We start from the raw sequence: 20,735 nt of genomic DNA, 5'->3' as shown, positions 1-20,735 counted from the left end.
CGAATCCACTCGGAATTGCTAACGTCAGTGCTTAACCGAAAATCATTAACTTTAATCCCGTAACTGACGGTTATACGAGATTGTTGTGTGTCATTTATAAACAAAAATCTGAATACAAAGAATGGAAAATAAAACATACAAGAAAATATCTAATTGGTACCTAAAATTCCAAATTAGTAAATCACCACAAATGAATTTAGTTTGGGGATTCTTTTTGTATACACTTATTGGATTCATCTTACTATCCATCCCATTATTTCACAAAACCGACATATCGTTTTTAGATAATTTGTTTATATCGACTTCTGCTATTTCAACTACTGGACTTGTAACTATAAGCGTTTTCGATTCCTATAATTTTTTGGGTCAGTTTGTTATTATGGCATTAATACAAATTGGCGGAATTGGATATATGACGCTAACGACATACTATTTAATATTTACCACAAAAAAAATAACCCATTGGCATAGTAAATTAATAGGAGTGGAATTTACTTTACCTAATACAATTCAAATAAAAGATTTCATCAAAAGCGTTATTGTTTTTACCCTAATCATGGAAACTATTGGAGCTATACTTTTCTACTTTGCCTTTACCGATTCTAAAATGGGAAGTTTAAAAGCAATTTGGTTTTCAATTTTTCATAGTGTTTCATCGTTTTGTACAGCTGGATTCGGATTGTTTGATGATGGATTTGAAAGCTATCAAGACAATACTTTTATAAATACAATTATTTCTGTATTAGCAATTTCTGGTTCTTTGGGTTTTATTGTAATTACAGATTTGTGGTATCGAATTAGGGGTAAATCAAAAGAAATTTCCTTTACAACTAGAATTATTATTTATGGTTTTTTGATTTTACTTTTTTTAGGTACTTCTCTTATTTATATAACAGAGTCATCATCTATTCTGGGCTCAAATAGTTCACTAATGACCTCTTTTTTTCAAGCAATGTCAGCTATGACAACAGTTGGGTTTAACACGATACCTATGGGTGAATTATCCTTACCAATATTATTACTTGTAACCTTTCTTATGTATATAGGAGCTTCGCCTTCGGGAACGGCAGGAGGAATGAAAATAACGACATTAACGGCAATGCTATCAATATTGAAAAGCCGATTGTTTGGTCAGAAAAAAATCACATTTTTAAACCGACTCATTCCGTTTGAGAGAATATATGTTGCGACATCTACTTTTATGCTTTACACGAGTTTAATTTTCTTGTTTTCATTTTTACTTTCTTACTTTGAAAACTTTTCTTTCGATAGTATATTATTTGAAGTAGCATCCGCTTTAGGAACAGTTGGATTAAGCACAGGAATTACTGGAGATTTATCTAACATTGGGAAAACATTGATAATTATTTTAATGTTTATTGGACGTGTTGGAGTTCTAACTTTTGGATTTGCTCTGTTGAAACAAAAAGAGAACGATTCTAAAAAAATCAGAACTGATGATTTGGCTGTATGAAAAAATTAAAAATAAGAAAAATAGAAAAAACGCCACACAACAATGCCTATAAGTAATTGCTTGTTATTACCTACTTCTAAAAATCCTAAATGACTTTTTATCAGTAATTTATTTGCTAACTTTATCACTTAAACCAGCAATAAAATCATACACTAGAACTTAATGTACAATCGCTAAAAACCAAAAACATTGATAAGAAACATTCAGAAAACAATACTTCTTGGATTTGTAACTTTTTTAATAATCAGTTGCAATGGAAATAAATCATTTAAGAAAAATAACCCAGAGAAAATTGTAGAGCATTTTGCTACTGATTTTTTAGATGATGACAGAATTCATTCCGTTTCAATAGCAATCTACAATAAGGGAAAAGAAGCTACGTATCATTTTGGAGAACAAAATCCAAACAAGAAAAACCCACCAACCGACACTACACTTTACGAACTGGCTTCGGTTACTAAAACCTTTACTGGTACAATGGCAGCAAAAGCAGTTCTTGATGGCAAAATATCGCTTGATGATGATATTCGTACTTATTTACCAGAAGCATATCCCAATTTTGAGTACGATGGAGAAATAATTACAATAAAAGACTTACTAACTCATACAGGTGGTTTTCCAAACTTTCCACCTACCGATGAAAGCAAGAAAGCATTTTGGACTGGGTTGCATGAAGTAGAAATTAGTTCGAAACCTGGAACAGAATTCCATTATTCAAATACCGCTCCTGAAATAACTGCATACATTCTTGAAAAAACGTATGGAGTTCCGTACCAAAAGCTTATTCACCAATATATTTTAGAACCTAACAAAATGACAAATACGAAGTTTGTTCTAAATACAAACGACCAAAATTTGTTGATACAAGGTTACAATGGAGAGAAGGAACCGCAAGCACATTATCAAAATAATCTTTGGGGTGGGATTTCTGGAATTCACTCAAACACAAAAGATTTAATCAAGTACATTAAATATCATTTAAACGATTCAATCCCAGAAGTTCGAGAATCTCACAAAAACTTTTTCAAAACTCAATACGATTTTGATATTGGTTATCATTGGAATATTGTTGAAATAGAAAATGAAGTATGTTATAGACATCACGGTGGAATTTGGGGAATGCAGAATTGGTTTATGATTTTCCCAGAATCAAACATCGGAATTGCTGTTTTATCGAACGCAAGTTTTGAAGGTACAGTTTTATCTAAAGGAATAGATGATAAACTTGAAGAGTTGGCTTTAAACATCATAAAAAGAATAAAATAACGGCAAACTACAATGGCTATAAGTAATTGCTTGTTCCTGCCTACTTCTGAAAATTTGGGAAGATTTTCAGTTGGGTGTGTTCTTGCAAAGTTAAGTACTAAACCATGCAATAAAATTATAGGCAAAAAAGTAGAATGCAATTAAAATGAAAAATTTGAAAAGAATATTTTTACTATCAATTCTTGTATTTTGCAATTCTTGTATTGTAATTTCGCCTAAAAAAAATCAATTAATTGATGCTAAAAATATTAGGATTTCCAAAGGAATACAAATAACTATAAATGAAGCTCCTAGAGCTTTGGGCAGTAACAAAACAACTATTGAAATATATGACCATTCCGAAAACCAATTAGTCAGAAATAAACTAATTAAAAAAAAAGAATACAAGTGGTTTACTACAAACAATATCCAACTTGATAATGGAAAATATAAATTAGTTACATATTATAATTACATTGGAAAGGATAGGTTTAAAACAGAAAATATATTTAATATTGAGAATAACATAGTAGATATTGTGCTAGAATACCCTCTTTTTATGACAGGAAAAGCTAGATTGAAAATAAATGAAACAAACTTGGAAATGAATAATTAATTATAAAAACTATGTCCAACAACAAATCACTTATTGTAAGTGATATTTTAAAAGGAAGAGGTAAGTTTTCTGCTGAATGGATGTTAGTTGCTCAAAAAGTAGATAATTCTGCAAGGTGGATTTTAAAACCAATGAACTATTGTTTGAACTTTTTTGGTAATGGAGAAATAGAGATAACTAATAGAGGGAATTTTAAAATAGGTAGAATTACAATGCAAAGAAAAGGTGGTGATGGAGGTAGAAAAACTGCTCAAATGTTACAATTTAAAATGAATCCTGCAGAACTATTTAAAGAATAAACTACACCCAATACAAAATATTATAAGTGATAGCTTCCTATCGTCAGCTTCTATTTATATGCAAACACATAACAAACTACCTAAAATAAACCGAATTGGAACTTAGAGAATCTTATAAAAACGACTTTACTATTTCTACAGACAAAAAGAAATTAGATATTGAAAGTATTCATAAATTCCTTTCAAATGAAACCGACTGGGCCAAAGGGATTCCTATCCATACCTTAAAAACATCTATTGAAAACTCTTTAAATTTTGGACTTTACTTTAAAAACGAACAAATTGGATTTGCTAGAATAATTTCTGACTATGCTACTATTGCATATTTAGGAGATGTCTATATCTTAGAAAAATACAGAGGAAATGGATTGAGTAAATGGCTGATACATGAAATAATGGAACATCCAAATCTTCAAGGGTTAAGACGTTGGATTTTGCTGACTGACACTGCTGAATGGCTTTATAAAAAATTTGGATTTACGGAGTTACCTAAGCCTGAAATATATATGGAAAAGCACAATCCTAATGTTTATAGCAGAAAAAAAAGAGTGTGAACAGGTTGTATTAAGTAATAACAATAATAACAATCTTTGTAGCAATTGCTACAACTTTCATATACAATAACTCAAACAGCCCTATAAGGGCTGTTTGTAGTTTATATAAAAATATTTTTTAGCCTAATTAAAAATGGCACCAGTGGTTGTACAGTACAAACATCGCAAGATTGGAAAAGCATAGGTATCTGTTTTAAAGTATTTTTGTGTGTATAAAAAAAGAAGATGCACAAAAAAACATCCAACAAAGAGTTTTATATAGAAAGGTTAAATATTGTAACAGAGTACATTCAAACTCATTTGGATGCAAAAATTACGTTGAATGAGTTGTCTAAATTGTCTCACTTTTCTGCTTATCATTTTCATAAAATAATGAAGGCAATGCTAAAAGAACCTATAGGTGCTTACATTGTTAGGGTACGCTTAGAACAGGCAGCACAGCAACTTCAGTACACAGGCAAGGCTATTGAACAAATTGCTTATAGTGTTGGTTACGAAACACCTTCTTCTTTATCAAAACAGTTTAAAAATCATTTTGGCATATCGCCAACGGAGTATAGAAATGGAAAAATAGCAACCCACAAACAAACAATTCGCATGGAAACAAAACTGAACATCAAAAAACCAAAAATGGTACAATTAGAACCTAAAAATGTTTTGTATTGTAAGCTTCAAGGCCCTTATCAAGAGTTAGATTATGCAACTGCTTGGGAGCAACTTTGGGGCGAAGTAAAAAATCAAAAGTTATTTACAGCGGGAATAGAGCATATTGGCATATCGTACGACGATCCAAATTTAACAGAACAGGAAAAAATACGCTATGATGCTTGTTTGGTAATTCATAAACCTGCAAAACCTAAGGGAAGCGTTGGTGTTAAAACCTTAAATGCAGGAATGTTTGCCATGTTTCATTACACAGGCAGTTATAAAAACTTATCACAAGTTTATGATTTTATTTTTAACGAATGGCTACTTAATAGTCCATACCAACTAAGAGATGAACCTTTAAGGGAAAGGTATCGTAACAATCCGCAACGTACCGAAGAGTCTAAGCTTAAAACCGAGATTTACATTCCTATTCAGCCACTATCTTAAAGCATCAAATACAAACATAAAAATAGAGTGTTGTATTGTGGTTTCTTAAGGTTAATAGTACTTTTACAACTTTTAAATACACTTACAGCCAATAAAAACAACCAAAAGATGTCTATAACAAAAGAATCAGAATTAGTAGGAATGAAAAAAGTAAGTGAAGTTGTAGGAACGACACTAAAACTAATGAGAGCCTATGCAAAAGTTGGCATGTCTACCAAAGAACTGGATGCATACGCAGGAGAGATTTTAAAAAGTTACGGAGCAAAATCAGCTCCTTATGAAACTTACGGTTTTCCTGGATATACTTGTATTAGTGTAAATGAAGAAGCAGCTCATGGAATTCCATCTGAAACAAAAATTTTAAAAGAAGGAGACTTGATTAATATTGATGTATCTGCAGAATTGAATGGATTTTGGTCAGATAATGGAGGTTCTTTTGTTCTTGGCAAAGACATTTACAATCACCAACCTCTTGTAGATGCTTCTAAAAATATTTTGCACAAAGCCATCCATAAGATTAAAGGAGGAGTTAAAATTTCTGAAATAGGATATATAATAGAAACGGAAGCAAAAAAACACGGTTATAAGGTAATTAAAAACTTAGCTGGTCATGGGGTAGGAAGAAGTCTGCATGAAGAACCAGAAAATATTTTAAATTATAGAGTTAAAACCAACAGAGAAAGGTTTAAGAAAAACACTACCGTTGCTATAGAGACTTTTATTGCAACCCGATCTACCATCGCTGTAGAATTGAATGATGGTTGGACTTTGGTAGGGGATAAGGGAGGTTATGTTACACAACACGAACAAACGATATTGGTAACAGACAACAAACCAACAATTTTAACGGAAGCTAACGGAATTTGGAGGTAAAATAGGAGCATGTAGTGTACCTATTACAAATTAGTAGTATGATTCAACACAAACAGTTCTTTTTAAGAACTGTTTTTTTATTTATGGCAAGTTTAACTAATTGATACCTAGCTTAAACCAAGATCGTTACAATTTTAAAGATTCTTAATTTGATGAAGATCAATTTAGGGAGTAGAGAATTCATTTAATGTTTGCATTATTTTTACGGTTTTTAAAATTATTTACAAATATTAAACAATGAAAAAAATCTACCTCTTAACAGTATTATTATTTGCATTTTTCTATACAAGCGCACAAACCGAAGTTATAACAGAAGTCGCTAACCCCGTTGGATTAGCTCTACACGGAAACAACTTATATATAGCAGAATTGAATGGTGCAAGGATATCTAAGCTTGATATTTCGGCAAGCAACCCAACAGCTACCGAATTTTTAACGGACTTAGATGGCCCTTGGGGCTTAACTTTAAATGGTGATGAGCTCTATATAAGTCAAGCCGGAGGTGGTAAAATTTCTAAAATAGATCTTTCTGCAACCAGTCCAACACTTACCGATATTGTTACAGGATTAAGAACCCCCACAGAAATGGTTGTTAAAGAAAATATGCTTTACGTAATTGAATATGATACTAATAAAATTTCTAAAATAGACCTTTCTGCAACCACCCCAACAGCTATAGACTTTGTAACTGATTTAGAAAGTCCTATTGATTTGGTCTTAAAAGACAATGACCTTTACGTATGTGAAATGTCTAATGATAAAATTTCTAAAATAAACCTTTTGGAAGCTACACCAACAGTTACGGAGATTATAGATAGAGTAAGTAATGTTTCTGCAATGGTATTTAAAGGACAGGAGCTTTATGTAACAAGTTTTGGAGAGAATAAAGTATCTAAAATAGATTTTTCAGGAACAACCCCAACAGTTACAGATATAATTACTGAACTTGATGGACCTGTTGGGTTAATATTAAATGAAAATGAACTTTACATATCAGAAGCTTATGGGAATAGAATATCTAAATTTTCGTTTGCTACGCTATCGGCAACAACTAATGTAAAAACACAAAAAATTAAGATGTTTGCTAACCCAACCAGTGATTTTATTCAGCTATTAAATTTAAAAACTGAAGAATCGTATAGAATTTATAATATTTTAGGATCTGAAATTAAGAAAGGGAATATTTCTGATGGAAAAAAAATAGATGTAAGAAATTTATCTGAAGGGTTGTACGTATTGGTATTGAATAACGGAACCACTTTTAAATTTAGTAAGAAATAAAAAGCGTTGTTTTTACAGAACTACAGCTTAGTGCAATTAAAAACAGTCTTAAAAAAGACTGTTTTTTGTTTTATAAATGGTTGATTATAGGTTTTTAACAGTTTTCGTAATTATGCACAACCTTTAAAAAAGAAAACATTTTTTTGATAGAAAGGATAAAGAAGCATTTTAAGTATTCCCAAAACAAAAACTTTTTTTAATTATACAAAGTTCTTTAATTTTAGTTGGTAGTTATTTAAATCTATATAGGTTTGTTTTTATAATGTTTACAAGCAACTATCCTAATACAAATTAACAATCATAAAACATTACAAATTGAAAGCGAAAGAGCAATTGGCTTTATATTTAAAGCGTTATGCAGATATATCAACTTTAGAAATTGACGATTTTTACAAACAGTTTGAAGAAAGAAAGTTTAAAAAATCGGAATACATTTTAGAAGCTGGAAAAACGTGCAAGCATCAGTACTTTGTTACAAATGGGTTGATTAGAGTTTTTTATATAGATAATAAAGGAAACGAAAAAATAACTCAGTTTGCAATAGAGCATTGGTGGCTTACCCATTGGAGTAGTTATAAAGAAGAAATACCTTCAAAAAGTTATATTCAAGCGTTAGAAGACACTACAATCTTACAGATAAGCAATTCAGAACTTGAAAAATCTTTTTCTAACATTCCTAAGTTAGAACGTGTTTTTAGAAAAATAACAGAAAACTGGCTTATTGCAATTCAAAAGCATAGTGAATTTTATCTTAGTTTAGATAGTAAAAATAGGTATCAGCAATTTTCCTCAGCTTTTCCTGATTTTATACAACGCGTTCCACAATATATGATTGCTTCGTATTTAGAAATAACTCCAGAACACCTAAGTGCTATAAAATCAAAACACGTTTCTTAAGATATCTTAATTTTATTGTTTTTTTCTGAAACTATCTTTGTTTTGAATTTAAAACAAAACAAAAATGGAGCGAATAGGCTTTAAAGAAATTCCTAGAGAAATGATTGGTAAATTGATGGAGCTAGAACAATACATCAACAATTCAACCATAGAAATGCAAGTATTAGAACTAATGCGGTTAAGAGTAGCCCAATTAAACGGCTGTGCATATTGTATAGATATGCATTACAAAGAACTAATACATCTTGGCGAAACCAATCAACGTTTATCTTTACTAATGGTTTGGGAAGAATCTCGTGATTTTACGGAAAAAGAAAAAGCAGTATTGCATTTTACCGAAAAATTAACCAAACTAAATGGAAAACCTATAGGGGACGAAGACTATAAGGTTATAGAAAAGCATTTTAAAAAGAAAGAAATAGCCATGTTGACCATGGGAATTGCTCAGATAAATACTTGGACAAGACTAATGAAAACGTTTCAAATTGAAGCAGGTAATTATCAAGTAAATAAATAATACTGTTTTAAGAGCAAATTAGTAGGGGAGAGTTAAGTTGCAATTACTGATAAAAAACAGAAAAATCCTATCCATTATTTTCCTTGTTCTTTTATGAATTTGCTGTAAACAAAAAAACTGAAAGTAATTATATAGGAGAAAGTGTGTAACAGTTTTTTGTTGAATTTAAAAAGAGTTATCATATTAAAAAAGAAAATTGTTTAAAATCAACAAATGGTGTGAGAAGATTTTTTTTTAAATCTGTAATTTTATCAACAAACAAAACAAAATTAAGGAAAAGAAAAACGCTATGAACAAACCAGACTTTAGTCAATTAAACTGTCTTTATATCAATTGTACTTTAAAAAAATCCCCCGCCAAAAGTCATACAGCTACTTTAATTCAGGTTTCCAAGAATATCATGATGAACGAAAAAGTAACTGTTGATGAAATTCGTTTAGTAGACCATGAAATAGCAAGTGGAGTATACCCAGACATGACCGAGCACGGATGGAGAGAAGATGAGTGGCCAAGCATATTCAAAAAAGTAGAAAAAGCAGATATATTAGTAATAGGAACGCCTATTTGGTTAGGAGAAAAATCTTCGATGGCTCAAAAACTTATTGAACGATTGTATGCCATGAGCGGCCAAAGAAACGAAAAAGGACAATATGTGTACTACGGTAAAGTAGCAGGAACAATGATTACAGGAAATGAGGACGGATTGAAACATGCTGCTATGGGAATTTTGTATGCGATGCAACATATAGGATATTCTATTCCACCACAGGCAGATTGCGGATGGATTGGTAAAATTGGACCAGGACCTAGTTACGGAGATGTTGAATGGCAAGGAAAACAACTCAAAAACCCTGCAGGTTTTGATAGTGATTTTACTAACAAAAATATTACGTTTATGACCTACAATTTATTGCATTTGGCAACCATATTAAAGCAACAAAAAGGTTACAGCAATTACGGAAATTCTATTAAAGATTGGCAATCTGGGGAACAATGGAATTTTGAAAATCCTGAATATCGTTAAACTTCAACCAATTAAAAAAGAAGTCAAAATATTACATTTTGACTTCTCATAGCATAGAGGTAAATGTAATTTAAGGGTAGGGTTGCTTTAAGTAATAGACTTAAATAATATTTTTAGAAAGTAACTTTTTGCTTATTTTACTCCAAAATTAATGTGTTAATTTATTGAAAAAGAGATGTTTAATACCGAAATCGTTTTCGTTTTAGCCGAAAACGATTTCGGTGTCTTGTTTTTAACGTGTTGATTTACAATAGCTTTTGCTTTAATGAATAGCAAATAAAGATTTAAAACAAAAAAGAATGAAGCTAAAACTAAAAAGTCTTAACTCCATTCTAACATTATTCCTAAAACAAAGGGGTTAATTCACCATATGTAAATTATGATGAATAGTATTCAAAGAATGCGACTGAAGTACATGATGCAAAGCACACATTTTATTTTTAAGGTTTAGAACAACATCGGAAAATATATGGGTGTTAGGGTTGGAGGTAATTGCCAGATTTTCTTCTTTTTCTTTTTTTAATCTTTTTAAGTAATTACTGGGTAGCACGTATTTTTCATTACCAACAATAACATTAGCAATTCTGTAATGTTCTGGCTTTACTAACAATACATATCCCGTAGACTCATAAACAATTTCTACAGGAATAGTACGTATTTTCTGTATGATGTTTTTTAGAAAATAAGCATCTAATTTAGTTTTACAGTAATAAAGTTTAGTCTTCGGTTTCATAGTGGGGCTATTTATGGGGTTTAGATATCTAAAGATACAATAGTCAAAAACCTACTAGTATGATTTTTATCATAAAAACAAAAAACTTAAAAATATAGTACTTTAATTATTTCTATACATTCTTCATGACACCTTCATAAATGCCTATAAGGAATACTTATCAAGCTAAAAATAATCTAAAAAACTAGCTAATTAAGTGCAAATTGTATAGAACGGTGTATTTCTGATAATTTTTAAATTTCATCAACATTCTTTTAATAAAAAAATATAAGGTATTTCTAAGTAATTTGTTGTGGTTTTGTAACATCTTATTGTTTTTTGTAATATGGGTAGGTGTATACAAAAATAAGCAGCATCCTTTTTCTAAAATATGATTTTTATCGTTTTCTGTTGATGGGTAAAAAACGATATCTATACAAGGTAATATTTACTATTTGTAAAATCAATGCTTTTATTTTTTACTTCAACATACTCTAAGTAAACAAATGATTAAATATAAAATTTCGTTTTACAAAAAGCATACAATTCATAATAACTAGTAAACACTAGCTTTTTGGTACTTATGATTGTTAATTGTTAAGTTCTACGTTAACATTCTTAATGTTAGGTTTACGTTTAAGTTTCGTTTTCATCATTTTTTGATAACATATCATTTTTTACATATGGTAAAATATTGAGTTGTTTTGAAATGCAAATTTTAATTAATGTAAAAACTAAACAATGAAAACAAATTGCAAAGTACTAGTTATTTTAATTGGTATTCTATTTTACGGAAATGCATTTGCTCAAAGAAGCGGAGTAAAAGGTGTGGTGGTCGATGCTACATCTTCTCCTTTAATTGGAGTAAATGTGTTAGTAAAAGGTACTGCAAAAGGTACTATGACTAATTTTGATGGAAATTTTCTATTAGAAAAAGTACCATCAGGAAGTATTCAGTTAGAATTTTCTTCTATTGGTTTCGAAACAAAATCAATGACGTTAAAACTAGCTGGAGGTGAAATAAAAGACTTAGGTACCATTGCTTTAAAAGCAAATTTAGAGTCTTTAGATGAAGTTGTGGTAACAGCTTTAAACATTGCTAGAGATGAGAAATCTTTAGGATATGCTTTTCAAAAAGTAGAAGGAGAAGAGTTGTCTCAATCTACCAGCACTAACTTTGTAAGTACCCTATCAGGTAGAACTGCAGGGGTTCAGGTGGTAACCAATGGTACAGGAGCGGGGCAGTCTTCATCGGTGGTAATAAGAGGGTATTCTTCTATGGCAGGAGACAATCAACCGTTATTTGTAGTTGATGGTATTCCTATTAACAATACCACTGATACAAGAACCAATACCTTAGGAGGTGCAAGCAATATGAACATAGATTTTGGTAACGGAGGGGCAGAAATCAATCCAGAAGATGTAGAGTCTGTATCGGTGTTAAAAGGAGCAAACGCAACAGCACTGTATGGTTCTAGAGCTGCCAACGGAGCAATTATCATTACTACCAAATCAGGAAAAGGACAAAAGTTTGGTGTTTCTGTGAGCTCTAAACTTACTTTCGAAAACGCTCTTAAAGTTCCAGAATATCAAAATGTATACGGTCAGGGTAAAAACTTTGATTTTTCTTTTGTTGATGGATATGGAAACGGAACTTATGATGGCGTAGATGAATCTTGGGGACCGCGTATGGATGGACGATTGATTGCACAACACGATTCTCCTACTAGCAATGGTTTAAGAGGAGGAGATGTACATGGATTGGATTTTATTTTAGGACCCTCAGGAGTAGACTTAAACAGAAGAGGAACCATTACTCCAACCCCTTTTGTATATGCAGGAAACCCTTTAGAAAACTTTTTAGAAACTGGAACTACAGCTACCAACAGCATTTCGTTTTACGGTTCTAATGACAAAGGAAATTACCGAGTAGGATACACTAATTTAGACAACAAAGGTATTTTACCAAATACAGATCTGCGAAGAAATACAGTGTCTTTATCAGGAGATTATCAAATAGGAGATAAGTTAAAAATATCTTCAAAAGTAAACTATATCAAAACGGATTCTGACAACCGTCACGTAAATGGATATGGAACAGAATCAGTGATGTATTTGTTTACTTGGTGGGGACAAAATGTTGATGTAAGAAGTTTAAAAGATTACTGGCAGCCTGGTTTAGAAGGGTTTCAGCAGTACAACTACAATTACAACTATCACGACAACCCATACTTTACCATGTACGAAAACACGAATGGTTTGTCTAAGGATAGAATTATTGGAAACATATCGGCTACGTACGATTTTACAAAAGATTTAAAATTAATGTTACGTGGAGGTAGAGATTTTTTCTCGGAGTATCGTTTTATGAAAAGAGCCTATTCTACTCAACGTTTTCCAAACGGACAATATAGAGAAGATAAAATCAATTTTGAAGAAACCAATATGGACTTTTTGTTAACTTACAACAAAACGTTTCAAGAAAAATTAGGGATAAGCTTCAACTTTGGGGGGAACCAAATGATACAAAGAAATCATTTCAATTCTTTAATGGCCAACAAGTTATTGTTACCAGGAATCTATTCTTTTAACAATGCTGATGGAGCTTTGGTACAACGTTCAGATCGTCCAGAAAAACAAATCAACTCTCTGTATGGGTTTGCTCATATGGAATGGGATGATACTTATTTCTTAGATATTACTGCAAGAAATGATTGGTCTTCTACATTGCCATCTCAAAACAACTCTTACTTTTATCCTTCGGCATCTTTGGCGGCTATTTTAAAACAAGCCAACACTAATGATGTACTTTCTTTTGCTAAGGTTAGAGCAGGATGGGCACAAGTAGGTAGTGATACCAATCCGTTTAGATTAGCAGATCCTTATATTTTAGGAGCTCCAGTAGGAACAAACCCTACAGCTAGTCCATCAAATCAATTGGCCAATGCAGACTTAAAACCAGAAATACAAACTTCGGTAGAATTAGGAACAGATTTAAGATTCTTATCTAACAGAATTTCTTTGGATGCAACCTACTACAATACCGTGTCTAAAAACCAAATTTTAGGAATTGAATTGCCATCAACTTCTGGAAAAACCTCTAGAATTATAAACGCTGGTAAAATTAGAAACCAAGGATTAGAAATTTTACTAGACATTACACCATACAAAACAGAAGATTTAAAGTGGAATACCACCTTTAATTTTGGATTAAACAGAAATGAAATTTTAGAATTAGTAGACGGAGTAGATCAATACGTATACGGAGGAAATGGAATTACTTTAGTTGCAGAAAAAGGAGGTTCTTTGGGTGATATGTGGGGTACAGGTCTTAAAAAAGTAGAAGATAAAGAAAGTCCATACTACGGAGAAGTAATCTTTAACGAAGGTTTGGTACAACAAGACAATACCCTTAGAAAGATAGGAAACTTTAATCCAGATTTTACTTTAGGATGGAACAACGCTATACAGTACAAAAATTTTAAATTAAGCTTTTTGTTTGATTGGAGACAAGGTGGAGATATGCTTTCTAGAACAAGGTTAATTGCAGCAACATCAGGAAATATTAAAGAAACTTTATGGGGTAGAGCTCCAGAATTTGGAGGAGCACACGATGGAATTACAGACTCAGGATTAAGTTATGTAGACGATGCTGGAGTTACTAAAACTGATGGAGTAATTGGAGCTGGTGTAATGCAGTTAGAAGACGGAACCTATGTTCCTAATACTAAAATTGTACCTGCAAACGCATACCACAACAACAGATACAGAAGAAGCAACGACACCGAAGGGATGTATGATGCAACGTTTGTAAAGCTTAGAGAAGCAAGGTTGACATACAATTTACCATCCAAATGGACCAAAGACTTAAGCTTAAGCAGTTTAACGTTCTCAGTAATCGGAAACAATTTATGGTTGTGGGCAAAAGACTTTAACCACGGAGATCCAGAATTGTTATCCTTTGGAAGTGGTAAATACGTACCTGGTGTAGAAAATGCTACGGTACCTACAACAAGAAGTTTCGGATTTGCATTAGATGCTAAATTTTAACCCACCAAAAGAAGATTAAAATGAAAAAAATAGCCTTTTTAACTTTATTGGCAATTGGACTGATGTGTACCAGTTGTGAAGAGTTTGATGTATCAAACGACAATCCTGATGTTGCCTTAAACATCAATAAAAATCCAGAATTATTATTAACCAATTTGCAAAGAAATGCAATTAGAACCTCTGTAAGTGCTGCGTGGAGCGAAGGTAATTTGATGGGGCAATACGGAGCAAGAATTGTATTTACTTCTTTTGATTTGTTTGATTGGGGCGACCAGTCAGGAACATGGAATACTTACTTTTTGGCTATTAGAGATGCCAAAGAATTAGAAAAAATTGCCATAGCAGAAGAAAATACAAGCTACCAAGGGGTTTCTAAAGTAATGCAAGCGTGGTTGTTTAGCTTATTAACCGATATCTGGGGAGATATTCCTTTTAGCGAAGTAAACCAAGCAGCAGAAGGCAATGGAACTCCTGTATACGATACGCAAGAAGAAATTTACAATGGTATGTTACAGTTGTTGGAAGAAGCCAATATTACATTGTCAGAAAGTTCTTTAGCAATTAGAGGAGATTTATTGTTTGATGGAGATTTGCAAAAATGGAGAAAATTTGCAAACTCTCTAAGATTGCGATTGGCGTTAAGGTTAAGTGAAGTTAATGCTTCTAAAGCAGCTTCTGAAATTGCAGCTATATACAACAATCCATCACAATATCCAGTAATGGAATCTAATGATGACAATGCAGCCTTAACCTTTTTAAATGCAAATCCTGATGCACATCCTGTAACAGAAGAATCAGTTTATAGAGTAGGATCTTATAATGAATATCGTATTTCTGAAAACTTTGTAGGCTTGTTAAAAAGATTAGACGATCCTAGGTTAGAGTTTTTTGCAGATCCTACGGCCAACTCTGTTGAAAAAGGAACTCCTGTTTATGAGGGAATGCAAAACGGAATTGTAGATGGACCTGCTTATGAATACAAAGGAGGAGATGCTTTTTTATCAAAGTTTAGGTTAGATTATTTTTATTTACAACCCAATGCAAATCAAGCTAGATTGATGTTGCATGGTGAAGTGAAATTTATTTTAGCCGAAGCAGCACAAAGAGGTTGGATAGCTACAGATGCAGCTACATTGTATCAAGAAGGAATTACTTCTAACTTTAATTATTGGGGTATAGACATGCCTGTGGATTATCTAACAAGAGCAGAAGTGGCTTTCGATAATACATTAGAAATAATTGCCAATCAAAAATACATCTCTCTTTTTTACACAGACTTTCAAGGGTTTATTGAATTTAAAAGAACAGGATTTCCGAATACCATTGCTCCAGGTCCTGATGCTTTTTATGCAACCTATCCTAGTAGGTTTGAATACCCAAGTAAAGAACAAGCTTTAAATGCTGAAAACTATAACCAAGCGGTAAGTAGAATAGGAGAAGATGAAATTACAACCAAAGTTTGGTGGGAAAATTAATTAAACATATGAAAAAAATAATGTTAGGTACAATCATAGGGGTGGCAACATCCCTGTGGTCTTGTACCCAATCTACAGAAAGCAATAACATTCCTAACGGAATAGATCATGTAATTGTTATTGGAGTTGATGGAATGAGTCCAAACGGTATTCAAAAAGCAAATACACCAACATTAGACACTATGATAGCCAATGGGGCTTCAACTATGTACGCAAGAAGTGTTCTTCCGTCTAGTTCAAGTTCCAATTGGGCGAGCATGATAATGGGGGCTGATACCGAACAACACGGAGTTACTTCTAACGGCTGGGAAATAACAGACCATGTATTGCCTACTATGGTAGCAACAAAAAACGGAAGGTTTCCAACAATTTTTACTCTATTAAGAGATCAAAAGCCTAAAAGTCATATAGGAGCTATTTACGATTGGGATGGTTTTGGACGTTTGTTTGATAAAGAAGAAGTTGATTTTGATATTGATGGTGACCACGAAGATGGAACTATAAAAGATGTTATTTCTTACTTAGAAAAGCACCAACCTGATTTTACATTTGTCCATTTAGACCATGTAGATCATGCAGGACATAGCATGGGACATGGAAGTTCAGAATACTATAAATCTGTAGAAAAAGCAGATCTTTTGATAAGTAAGGTAATAGAAGCTACCAAAAAAAATGGAATGTATAACAAAACCTTGTTTATTGTTTCGGCAGATCATGGAGGTTTGGGCTACGGGCATGGAGGAGAAAGTTTGGCGGAAGTTGAAATTCCATTTGTGATGTTTGGAGCCGGAATTAAAAAAGGATATGCTATAGAAGAAACCGTTTATCAATACGACAATGCTGCTACCGTTGCTTATGCTTTTGGTTTAGAAACTCCACAAGCTTGGATTGGAAGACCTGTAAAAGGAGCTTTTATTGGAAACCCAAAACCTACACTACGTTATCAACGTGTAGAACAAACTGTTGCTCCAAAAATACTTCCTGATATGGGATATTTTGAAGCATCAGGAGGAGTTTACAAAGCAGATTCTGTGGCTGTAGTAATGCAAAATCCTAGCAATAAAGGAGAAGTACGTTTTGTAATTAATCAAAAGGAAATCTCATTTGAAAATAGCACCGTATATAAAGACACGTTTTACATTAAACAAACAAGTTTGATAAAAGCAGCTGTTTTTGAAAAAGGCATGCAAAAAAGTAAGTTAACTTTAGGGAATTTTAGAATAGCACCTAAAGACAAAGAAAACCCTGTAAAATATCAAATTTATTACGGCCAAAAGTTAGAAAAATTACCTGACTTTAATTCTTTAAGCGTAATAAAAGAAGGTGCTACTCTTAATTTTTCTCACAAGAATGTGATAAAAGAAGGAATCAAATCGGAACAAGTAGCGATTGTGTATCAAAGTTATTTGCAGATTGATAAGCCAGGAAAGTATCATTTTTTTACCAATAGTGACGATGGAAGTAAGTTATACGTAAACAATCGTTTGATTGTAGATAATGATGGGGATCATGGAGTGCAGGAAAGAAGTGGCTCTATAGAATTAACCAAAGGAAAACACTTGATTAAAGTTGAATTTTTTAATGGAGGTGGTGGTTACCATTTAGATGTAAAATACAAAGGAAATGAAGTACTAAAACAAATTATTCCTATAGATAAATTGCATTTAACCAAATAAGTTTAACCATGCAGTATAAAAAATTAGAAGTCTTTATAGTATTGTTTTGTACTAGTTTTTTGGTGAATGCTCAAAAACTTGAACTTCCTGTTTGGCAAGAAGGTTTTTTAGACATACACCATATTCATACAGGTAGAGGAGATGCAGCCTTTGTTGTAATGCCAGATGGTACTACAATGTTGATTGATGCAGGAGATATGTCGGAGACACATGCAAGAACACATTCCCCTAGAAATGCCAAACTAATGCCAAATGCAAGCAAAACCGCTCCACAATGGATTGTGGATTACATACAACAATTTGCACCCAATCAACAAAAAACAAAGTTAGATTATGCGTTGATAACACATTACCATGACGATCATTTTGGCGAAGTAGATACATTAAGAACCATTGCTAAAGGAGGATATCAATTAACCGGAATTACAGAAGTAGGAACTATGTTATCCATTAAAAAAATGATAGATAGAGGTTATACAGATCCAATAGACTTAAAAGATTCAAGCATTCAATCTTTAGATCGATATGCAAAAGATAAATACCAATTAATACCTACCCTAAAAGAATATTGGAAATTTATCGAGCATCAAGAAAAAAAAGGAATGAAACATGAGACGTTGAATGTAGGAGAAAAAAAGCAAATAGTGCTAACAAGAAAACCTGATTCGTATCCTGATTTTTCTATACAAAACATTGCTTCTAATGGTGTCATCTGGACTGGAGTACAAAATAAAACTTATCGATTGTTTGCCAAAGGAAGTTTTCCTAATGAAAATGCATTGAGCAACTGTATTCGTATAGATTATGGTCCATTTAACTACTTTACTGGAGGAGATATTTCTGGAATTGATGGTTTGGGACAAATGGATTTAGATGCAGTAGAGTCTCATGTAGCTCCTGTTATAGGTGCTGTTGATGTAGCCACGCTCAATCATCATGGAAATAGAGATTCACAAAACCCTTATTACGTTCGTACTCTTCGTCCAAGGGTATGGATTCAACAAAACTGGACAGCAGATCATCCAGGAGAAGAAGTGTTAAGAAGAATTACTTCTAAAGCTTTGTACCCAGGAGAAAGAGATCTTTTTTCTACTGTAATGCTTAGAGGAGCAAAAGAAGTAATTGGAGGTCAATTGGATCAGTACAAAAGCCAAAAAGGACATGTAGTGGTAAGAGTTGCTAAAGGAGGGAGTCATTACAAAATATACGTGCTAAACGATGCTTCTGAAACAAGAGAAGTTTTGTCTGAATTTGGTCCGTATATCTCAAGATAAAATCATCAAAAAGAAATTAAAAATGAAAAATAATAGAATCTTAGGGTTGTTACTTATCGGAATTGTAGAATGTATGTTTGCACAGAAAAAAATAGATTTTTTGGTAAAACCATACTTGCAAGATGCAGAACCTACCTCTATAAAAATTATGTGGGAAACTACGGATGGGGAAGAGAGTGTGGTAGAGTGGGGAACACGCAAAAAACTAAAACATGCAACTACAGGTAGCAGTTCTAAAGTAACTTATGGAGCAGCAAGATTGCACGAAGTAAAATTAACTGGATTAAAAAAGTTTACCAAGTATTATTACCGTGTAAAAACAGGAGAATTGACTTCTGATATTCATGAATTTAAAACCCCTCCTTTTTCTAGTGAAGCAACTACCTTTAATTTGGTTGCTATGAGTGATATGCAGTACGATTACAGACAACCTGATAAATTTTCTGAAATTGTAAATCAGGGAGTAATTGCTTATTTAGAAAAAGAGTTTAACGGAAGTTTGCCCGAAAATTTAGCTTTGGTAATGGTTCCTGGAGATTTGGTAGAAAATGGAGCAAAATACCATCAATGGAAAGATCATTTTTTTTCTCCAGCTGCAGATTTATTTTCGCAGGTTCCAGTATACCCAGTGCCAGGAAATCATGAACGCAATTCTAATTTTTATTTTAAATATTTTTCTTTGCCAGAAAATGGAACTCCTGCTTATCACGAACACTGGTGGTATAAAGATTATGGAAATACTAGAATTATTGGGTTGAATTCCAATCATGGGTACAGAGATTTAAAAGAACAATACCAATGGTTAGCAACAGTACTTAAAGAAACTGCAGAGAATAAGGACATTGATTTTGTGTTTGCTCAACTACACCATCCACACAAATCGGAATTATGGATCCCAGGTGAAGAAGATTCTACAGGAAAAGTGGTGAAAATGTTAGAAGAATTTACAGAAACATCAGGAAAACCAAGTTTGCATTTCTTTGGGCATACGCATGGATATTCTAGAGGGCAATCTAGAGATCACAAACATTTATGGGTAAATGTAGCTTCTGCAGGTGGGGCTATTGATAACTGGGGAGAGTACCAAGGAAGAGATTATAACGAATTTACGGTTACTCAAGATGCTTATGGTTTTGTAATGGTTACGGTAGATCCTAATCCAGAAGATCCTAAATTAACATTAAAAAGAATAAGTAGAGGAAACGTAGAAGATGGCGTAAAAAACAACGAGGTTTCTGATGAGATTACAGTCTTTAAAAACACTAAAAAACCAGAAAAACCCCAAGTGTTGTCTCCTGTAAACAAGATGGTAAATTATATAGGAACCACTTTAAAAGCAAGTTTGTTTAAAGGAGAACGAATGGGAGCTTTTCATGCAGCTTCACATTGGCAACTATCTAAAGACAAAACCTTTAAAGAAGCAAGTAATAGTTGGAAACAGTTTGAAAATTGGTATTATGACGAAAACCGTCAAAAGTTTGATGATTTAACCGATGAATCTTTTGAAAGATTAGAGCCAAACACTACTTATTACTGGAGAGTTAGATACAGAGATCAGTTTTTAAACTGGAGTGACTGGTCTGATACAGCTTCTTTTATCACCACAAAATAATAAGTTTCATTTATTTGAATTTTGAGTTTGTTTTAGTAGAAAAGCAGCTTTCGTAGTTTAG

General features: G+C 32.6%; 17 protein-coding genes. 16 read left to right on the top strand and 1 reads right to left on the bottom strand.

What is annotated here, in order from left to right:
- Nucleotides 1–121: 121 nt before the first annotated feature.
- The 11 genes from FS85_RS0111710 to FS85_RS0111660 all read left to right on the top strand — a co-directional run bounded on the left by FS85_RS0111710 (nucleotide 122) and on the right by FS85_RS0111660 (nucleotide 9,875).
- Complete coding sequence (locus tag FS85_RS0111710) at nucleotides 122–1,474, top strand: TrkH family potassium uptake protein (RefSeq protein WP_010136504.1); 1,353 nt, start codon at nucleotides 122–124, stop codon at nucleotides 1,472–1,474.
- A 189-nt stretch (nucleotides 1,475–1,663) separates the two neighbouring features.
- A complete protein-coding gene (locus FS85_RS0111705) occupies nucleotides 1,664–2,740 on the top strand; it encodes a serine hydrolase domain-containing protein (RefSeq protein ID WP_010136503.1) in 1,077 nt (358 codons plus the stop codon).
- Nucleotides 2,741–2,885: 145 nt separating this feature from the next.
- Nucleotides 2,886–3,335, top strand: coding sequence for a hypothetical protein (locus FS85_RS16180; RefSeq protein WP_010136502.1), 450 nt, complete (start codon nucleotides 2,886–2,888; stop codon nucleotides 3,333–3,335).
- An 11-nt stretch (nucleotides 3,336–3,346) separates the two neighbouring features.
- On the top strand, nucleotides 3,347–3,634 hold the full coding sequence (locus FS85_RS15965) for a PDDEXK family nuclease (RefSeq protein WP_010136501.1): 288 nt from the start codon (nucleotides 3,347–3,349) through the stop codon (nucleotides 3,632–3,634).
- Nucleotides 3,635–3,729: 95 nt separating this feature from the next.
- Nucleotides 3,730–4,188 carry a GNAT family N-acetyltransferase gene (locus tag FS85_RS0111690; protein WP_010136500.1) on the top strand — a complete coding sequence of 153 codons (459 nt, stop codon included), beginning with the start codon at nucleotides 3,730–3,732 and terminating at the stop codon, nucleotides 4,186–4,188.
- 225 nt (nucleotides 4,189–4,413) lie between these two features.
- On the top strand, nucleotides 4,414–5,283 hold the full coding sequence (locus tag FS85_RS0111685; RefSeq protein WP_010136499.1) for an AraC family transcriptional regulator: 870 nt from the start codon (nucleotides 4,414–4,416) through the stop codon (nucleotides 5,281–5,283).
- Between the two features lie 108 nt (nucleotides 5,284–5,391).
- Nucleotides 5,392–6,156: a type I methionyl aminopeptidase gene (gene map, locus FS85_RS0111680; protein WP_010136498.1), complete on the top strand. Its 765-nt coding sequence runs from the start codon at nucleotides 5,392–5,394 to the stop codon at nucleotides 6,154–6,156.
- A 237-nt stretch (nucleotides 6,157–6,393) separates the two neighbouring features.
- Nucleotides 6,394–7,437: a T9SS type A sorting domain-containing protein gene (locus FS85_RS16175; protein WP_010136496.1), complete on the top strand. Its 1,044-nt coding sequence runs from the start codon at nucleotides 6,394–6,396 to the stop codon at nucleotides 7,435–7,437.
- A 315-nt stretch (nucleotides 7,438–7,752) separates the two neighbouring features.
- Complete coding sequence (locus FS85_RS0111670; protein WP_010136495.1) at nucleotides 7,753–8,334, top strand: Crp/Fnr family transcriptional regulator; 582 nt, start codon at nucleotides 7,753–7,755, stop codon at nucleotides 8,332–8,334.
- Between the two features lie 64 nt (nucleotides 8,335–8,398).
- Complete coding sequence (locus FS85_RS0111665) at nucleotides 8,399–8,851, top strand: carboxymuconolactone decarboxylase family protein (RefSeq protein WP_010136494.1); 453 nt, start codon at nucleotides 8,399–8,401, stop codon at nucleotides 8,849–8,851.
- 289 nt (nucleotides 8,852–9,140) lie between these two features.
- A complete protein-coding gene (locus FS85_RS0111660; RefSeq protein ID WP_010136493.1) occupies nucleotides 9,141–9,875 on the top strand; it encodes a flavodoxin family protein in 735 nt (244 codons plus the stop codon).
- Nucleotides 9,876–10,233: 358 nt separating this feature from the next.
- Here the strand turns inward: FS85_RS0111660 and FS85_RS0111655 are convergent, their stop codons facing one another.
- The gene (locus tag FS85_RS0111655; protein WP_010136492.1) at nucleotides 10,234–10,608 is read right to left on the bottom strand and encodes a hypothetical protein; all 375 of its coding nucleotides are present in this window, start codon (nucleotides 10,606–10,608) and stop codon (nucleotides 10,234–10,236) included.
- A gap of 720 nt (nucleotides 10,609–11,328) precedes the next feature.
- Here FS85_RS0111655 and FS85_RS0111650 point away from each other — a divergent pair.
- Genes FS85_RS0111650 through FS85_RS0111630 form a run of 5 tightly spaced genes read left to right on the top strand, consistent with a single transcriptional unit; the run spans nucleotide 11,329 to nucleotide 20,674 of the window.
- A complete protein-coding gene (locus FS85_RS0111650) occupies nucleotides 11,329–14,637 on the top strand; it encodes a SusC/RagA family TonB-linked outer membrane protein (RefSeq protein ID WP_010136491.1) in 3,309 nt (1,102 codons plus the stop codon).
- Between the two features lie 20 nt (nucleotides 14,638–14,657).
- Nucleotides 14,658–16,112 (top strand): SusD/RagB family nutrient-binding outer membrane lipoprotein, encoded by a 1,455-nt coding sequence (locus FS85_RS0111645; protein ID WP_010136490.1) that lies wholly within the window; start codon nucleotides 14,658–14,660, stop codon nucleotides 16,110–16,112.
- A gap of 8 nt (nucleotides 16,113–16,120) precedes the next feature.
- Complete coding sequence (locus FS85_RS0111640; RefSeq protein ID WP_010136488.1) at nucleotides 16,121–17,788, top strand: alkaline phosphatase family protein; 1,668 nt, start codon at nucleotides 16,121–16,123, stop codon at nucleotides 17,786–17,788.
- An 8-nt stretch (nucleotides 17,789–17,796) separates the two neighbouring features.
- Complete coding sequence (locus tag FS85_RS0111635; protein WP_010136487.1) at nucleotides 17,797–19,062, top strand: ComEC/Rec2 family competence protein; 1,266 nt, start codon at nucleotides 17,797–17,799, stop codon at nucleotides 19,060–19,062.
- 22 nt (nucleotides 19,063–19,084) lie between these two features.
- A complete protein-coding gene (locus FS85_RS0111630) occupies nucleotides 19,085–20,674 on the top strand; it encodes a fibronectin type III domain-containing protein (RefSeq protein ID WP_010136486.1) in 1,590 nt (529 codons plus the stop codon).
- The last annotated feature ends 61 nt before the right edge of the window (nucleotides 20,675–20,735 follow it).

Origin of the sequence: Ochrovirga pacifica, assembly GCF_000220525.1 — a bacterium.
Taxonomy (GTDB): domain Bacteria; phylum Bacteroidota; class Bacteroidia; order Flavobacteriales; family Flavobacteriaceae; genus Ochrovirga; species Ochrovirga pacifica.
This window is presented reverse-complemented; position numbering and strand designations above follow the sequence as displayed.

Bases quoted from the DNA above. Each gene is read 5' to 3' on its own strand.
- FS85_RS0111710 (WP_010136504.1), top strand. From the start codon at position 122: ATGGAAAATAAAACATACAAGAAAATATCTAATTGGTACCTAAAATTC.
- FS85_RS16180 (WP_010136502.1), top strand. From the start codon at position 2,886: ATGAAAAATTTGAAAAGAATATTTTTACTATCAATTCTTGTATTTTGC.
- FS85_RS15965 (WP_010136501.1), top strand. From the start codon at position 3,347: ATGTCCAACAACAAATCACTTATTGTAAGTGATATTTTAAAAGGAAGA.
- FS85_RS0111685 (WP_010136499.1), top strand. From the start codon at position 4,414: ATGCACAAAAAAACATCCAACAAAGAGTTTTATATAGAAAGGTTAAAT.
- map (WP_010136498.1), top strand. From the start codon at position 5,392: ATGTCTATAACAAAAGAATCAGAATTAGTAGGAATGAAAAAAGTAAGT.
- FS85_RS16175 (WP_010136496.1), top strand. From the start codon at position 6,394: ATGAAAAAAATCTACCTCTTAACAGTATTATTATTTGCATTTTTCTAT.
- FS85_RS0111665 (WP_010136494.1), top strand. From the start codon at position 8,399: ATGGAGCGAATAGGCTTTAAAGAAATTCCTAGAGAAATGATTGGTAAA.
- FS85_RS0111660 (WP_010136493.1), top strand. From the start codon at position 9,141: ATGAACAAACCAGACTTTAGTCAATTAAACTGTCTTTATATCAATTGT.
- FS85_RS0111655 (WP_010136492.1), bottom strand. From the start codon at position 10,608: ATGAAACCGAAGACTAAACTTTATTACTGTAAAACTAAATTAGATGCT.
- FS85_RS0111650 (WP_010136491.1), top strand. From the start codon at position 11,329: ATGAAAACAAATTGCAAAGTACTAGTTATTTTAATTGGTATTCTATTT.
- FS85_RS0111645 (WP_010136490.1), top strand. From the start codon at position 14,658: ATGAAAAAAATAGCCTTTTTAACTTTATTGGCAATTGGACTGATGTGT.
- FS85_RS0111640 (WP_010136488.1), top strand. From the start codon at position 16,121: ATGAAAAAAATAATGTTAGGTACAATCATAGGGGTGGCAACATCCCTG.
- FS85_RS0111635 (WP_010136487.1), top strand. From the start codon at position 17,797: ATGCAGTATAAAAAATTAGAAGTCTTTATAGTATTGTTTTGTACTAGT.
- FS85_RS0111630 (WP_010136486.1), top strand. From the start codon at position 19,085: ATGAAAAATAATAGAATCTTAGGGTTGTTACTTATCGGAATTGTAGAA.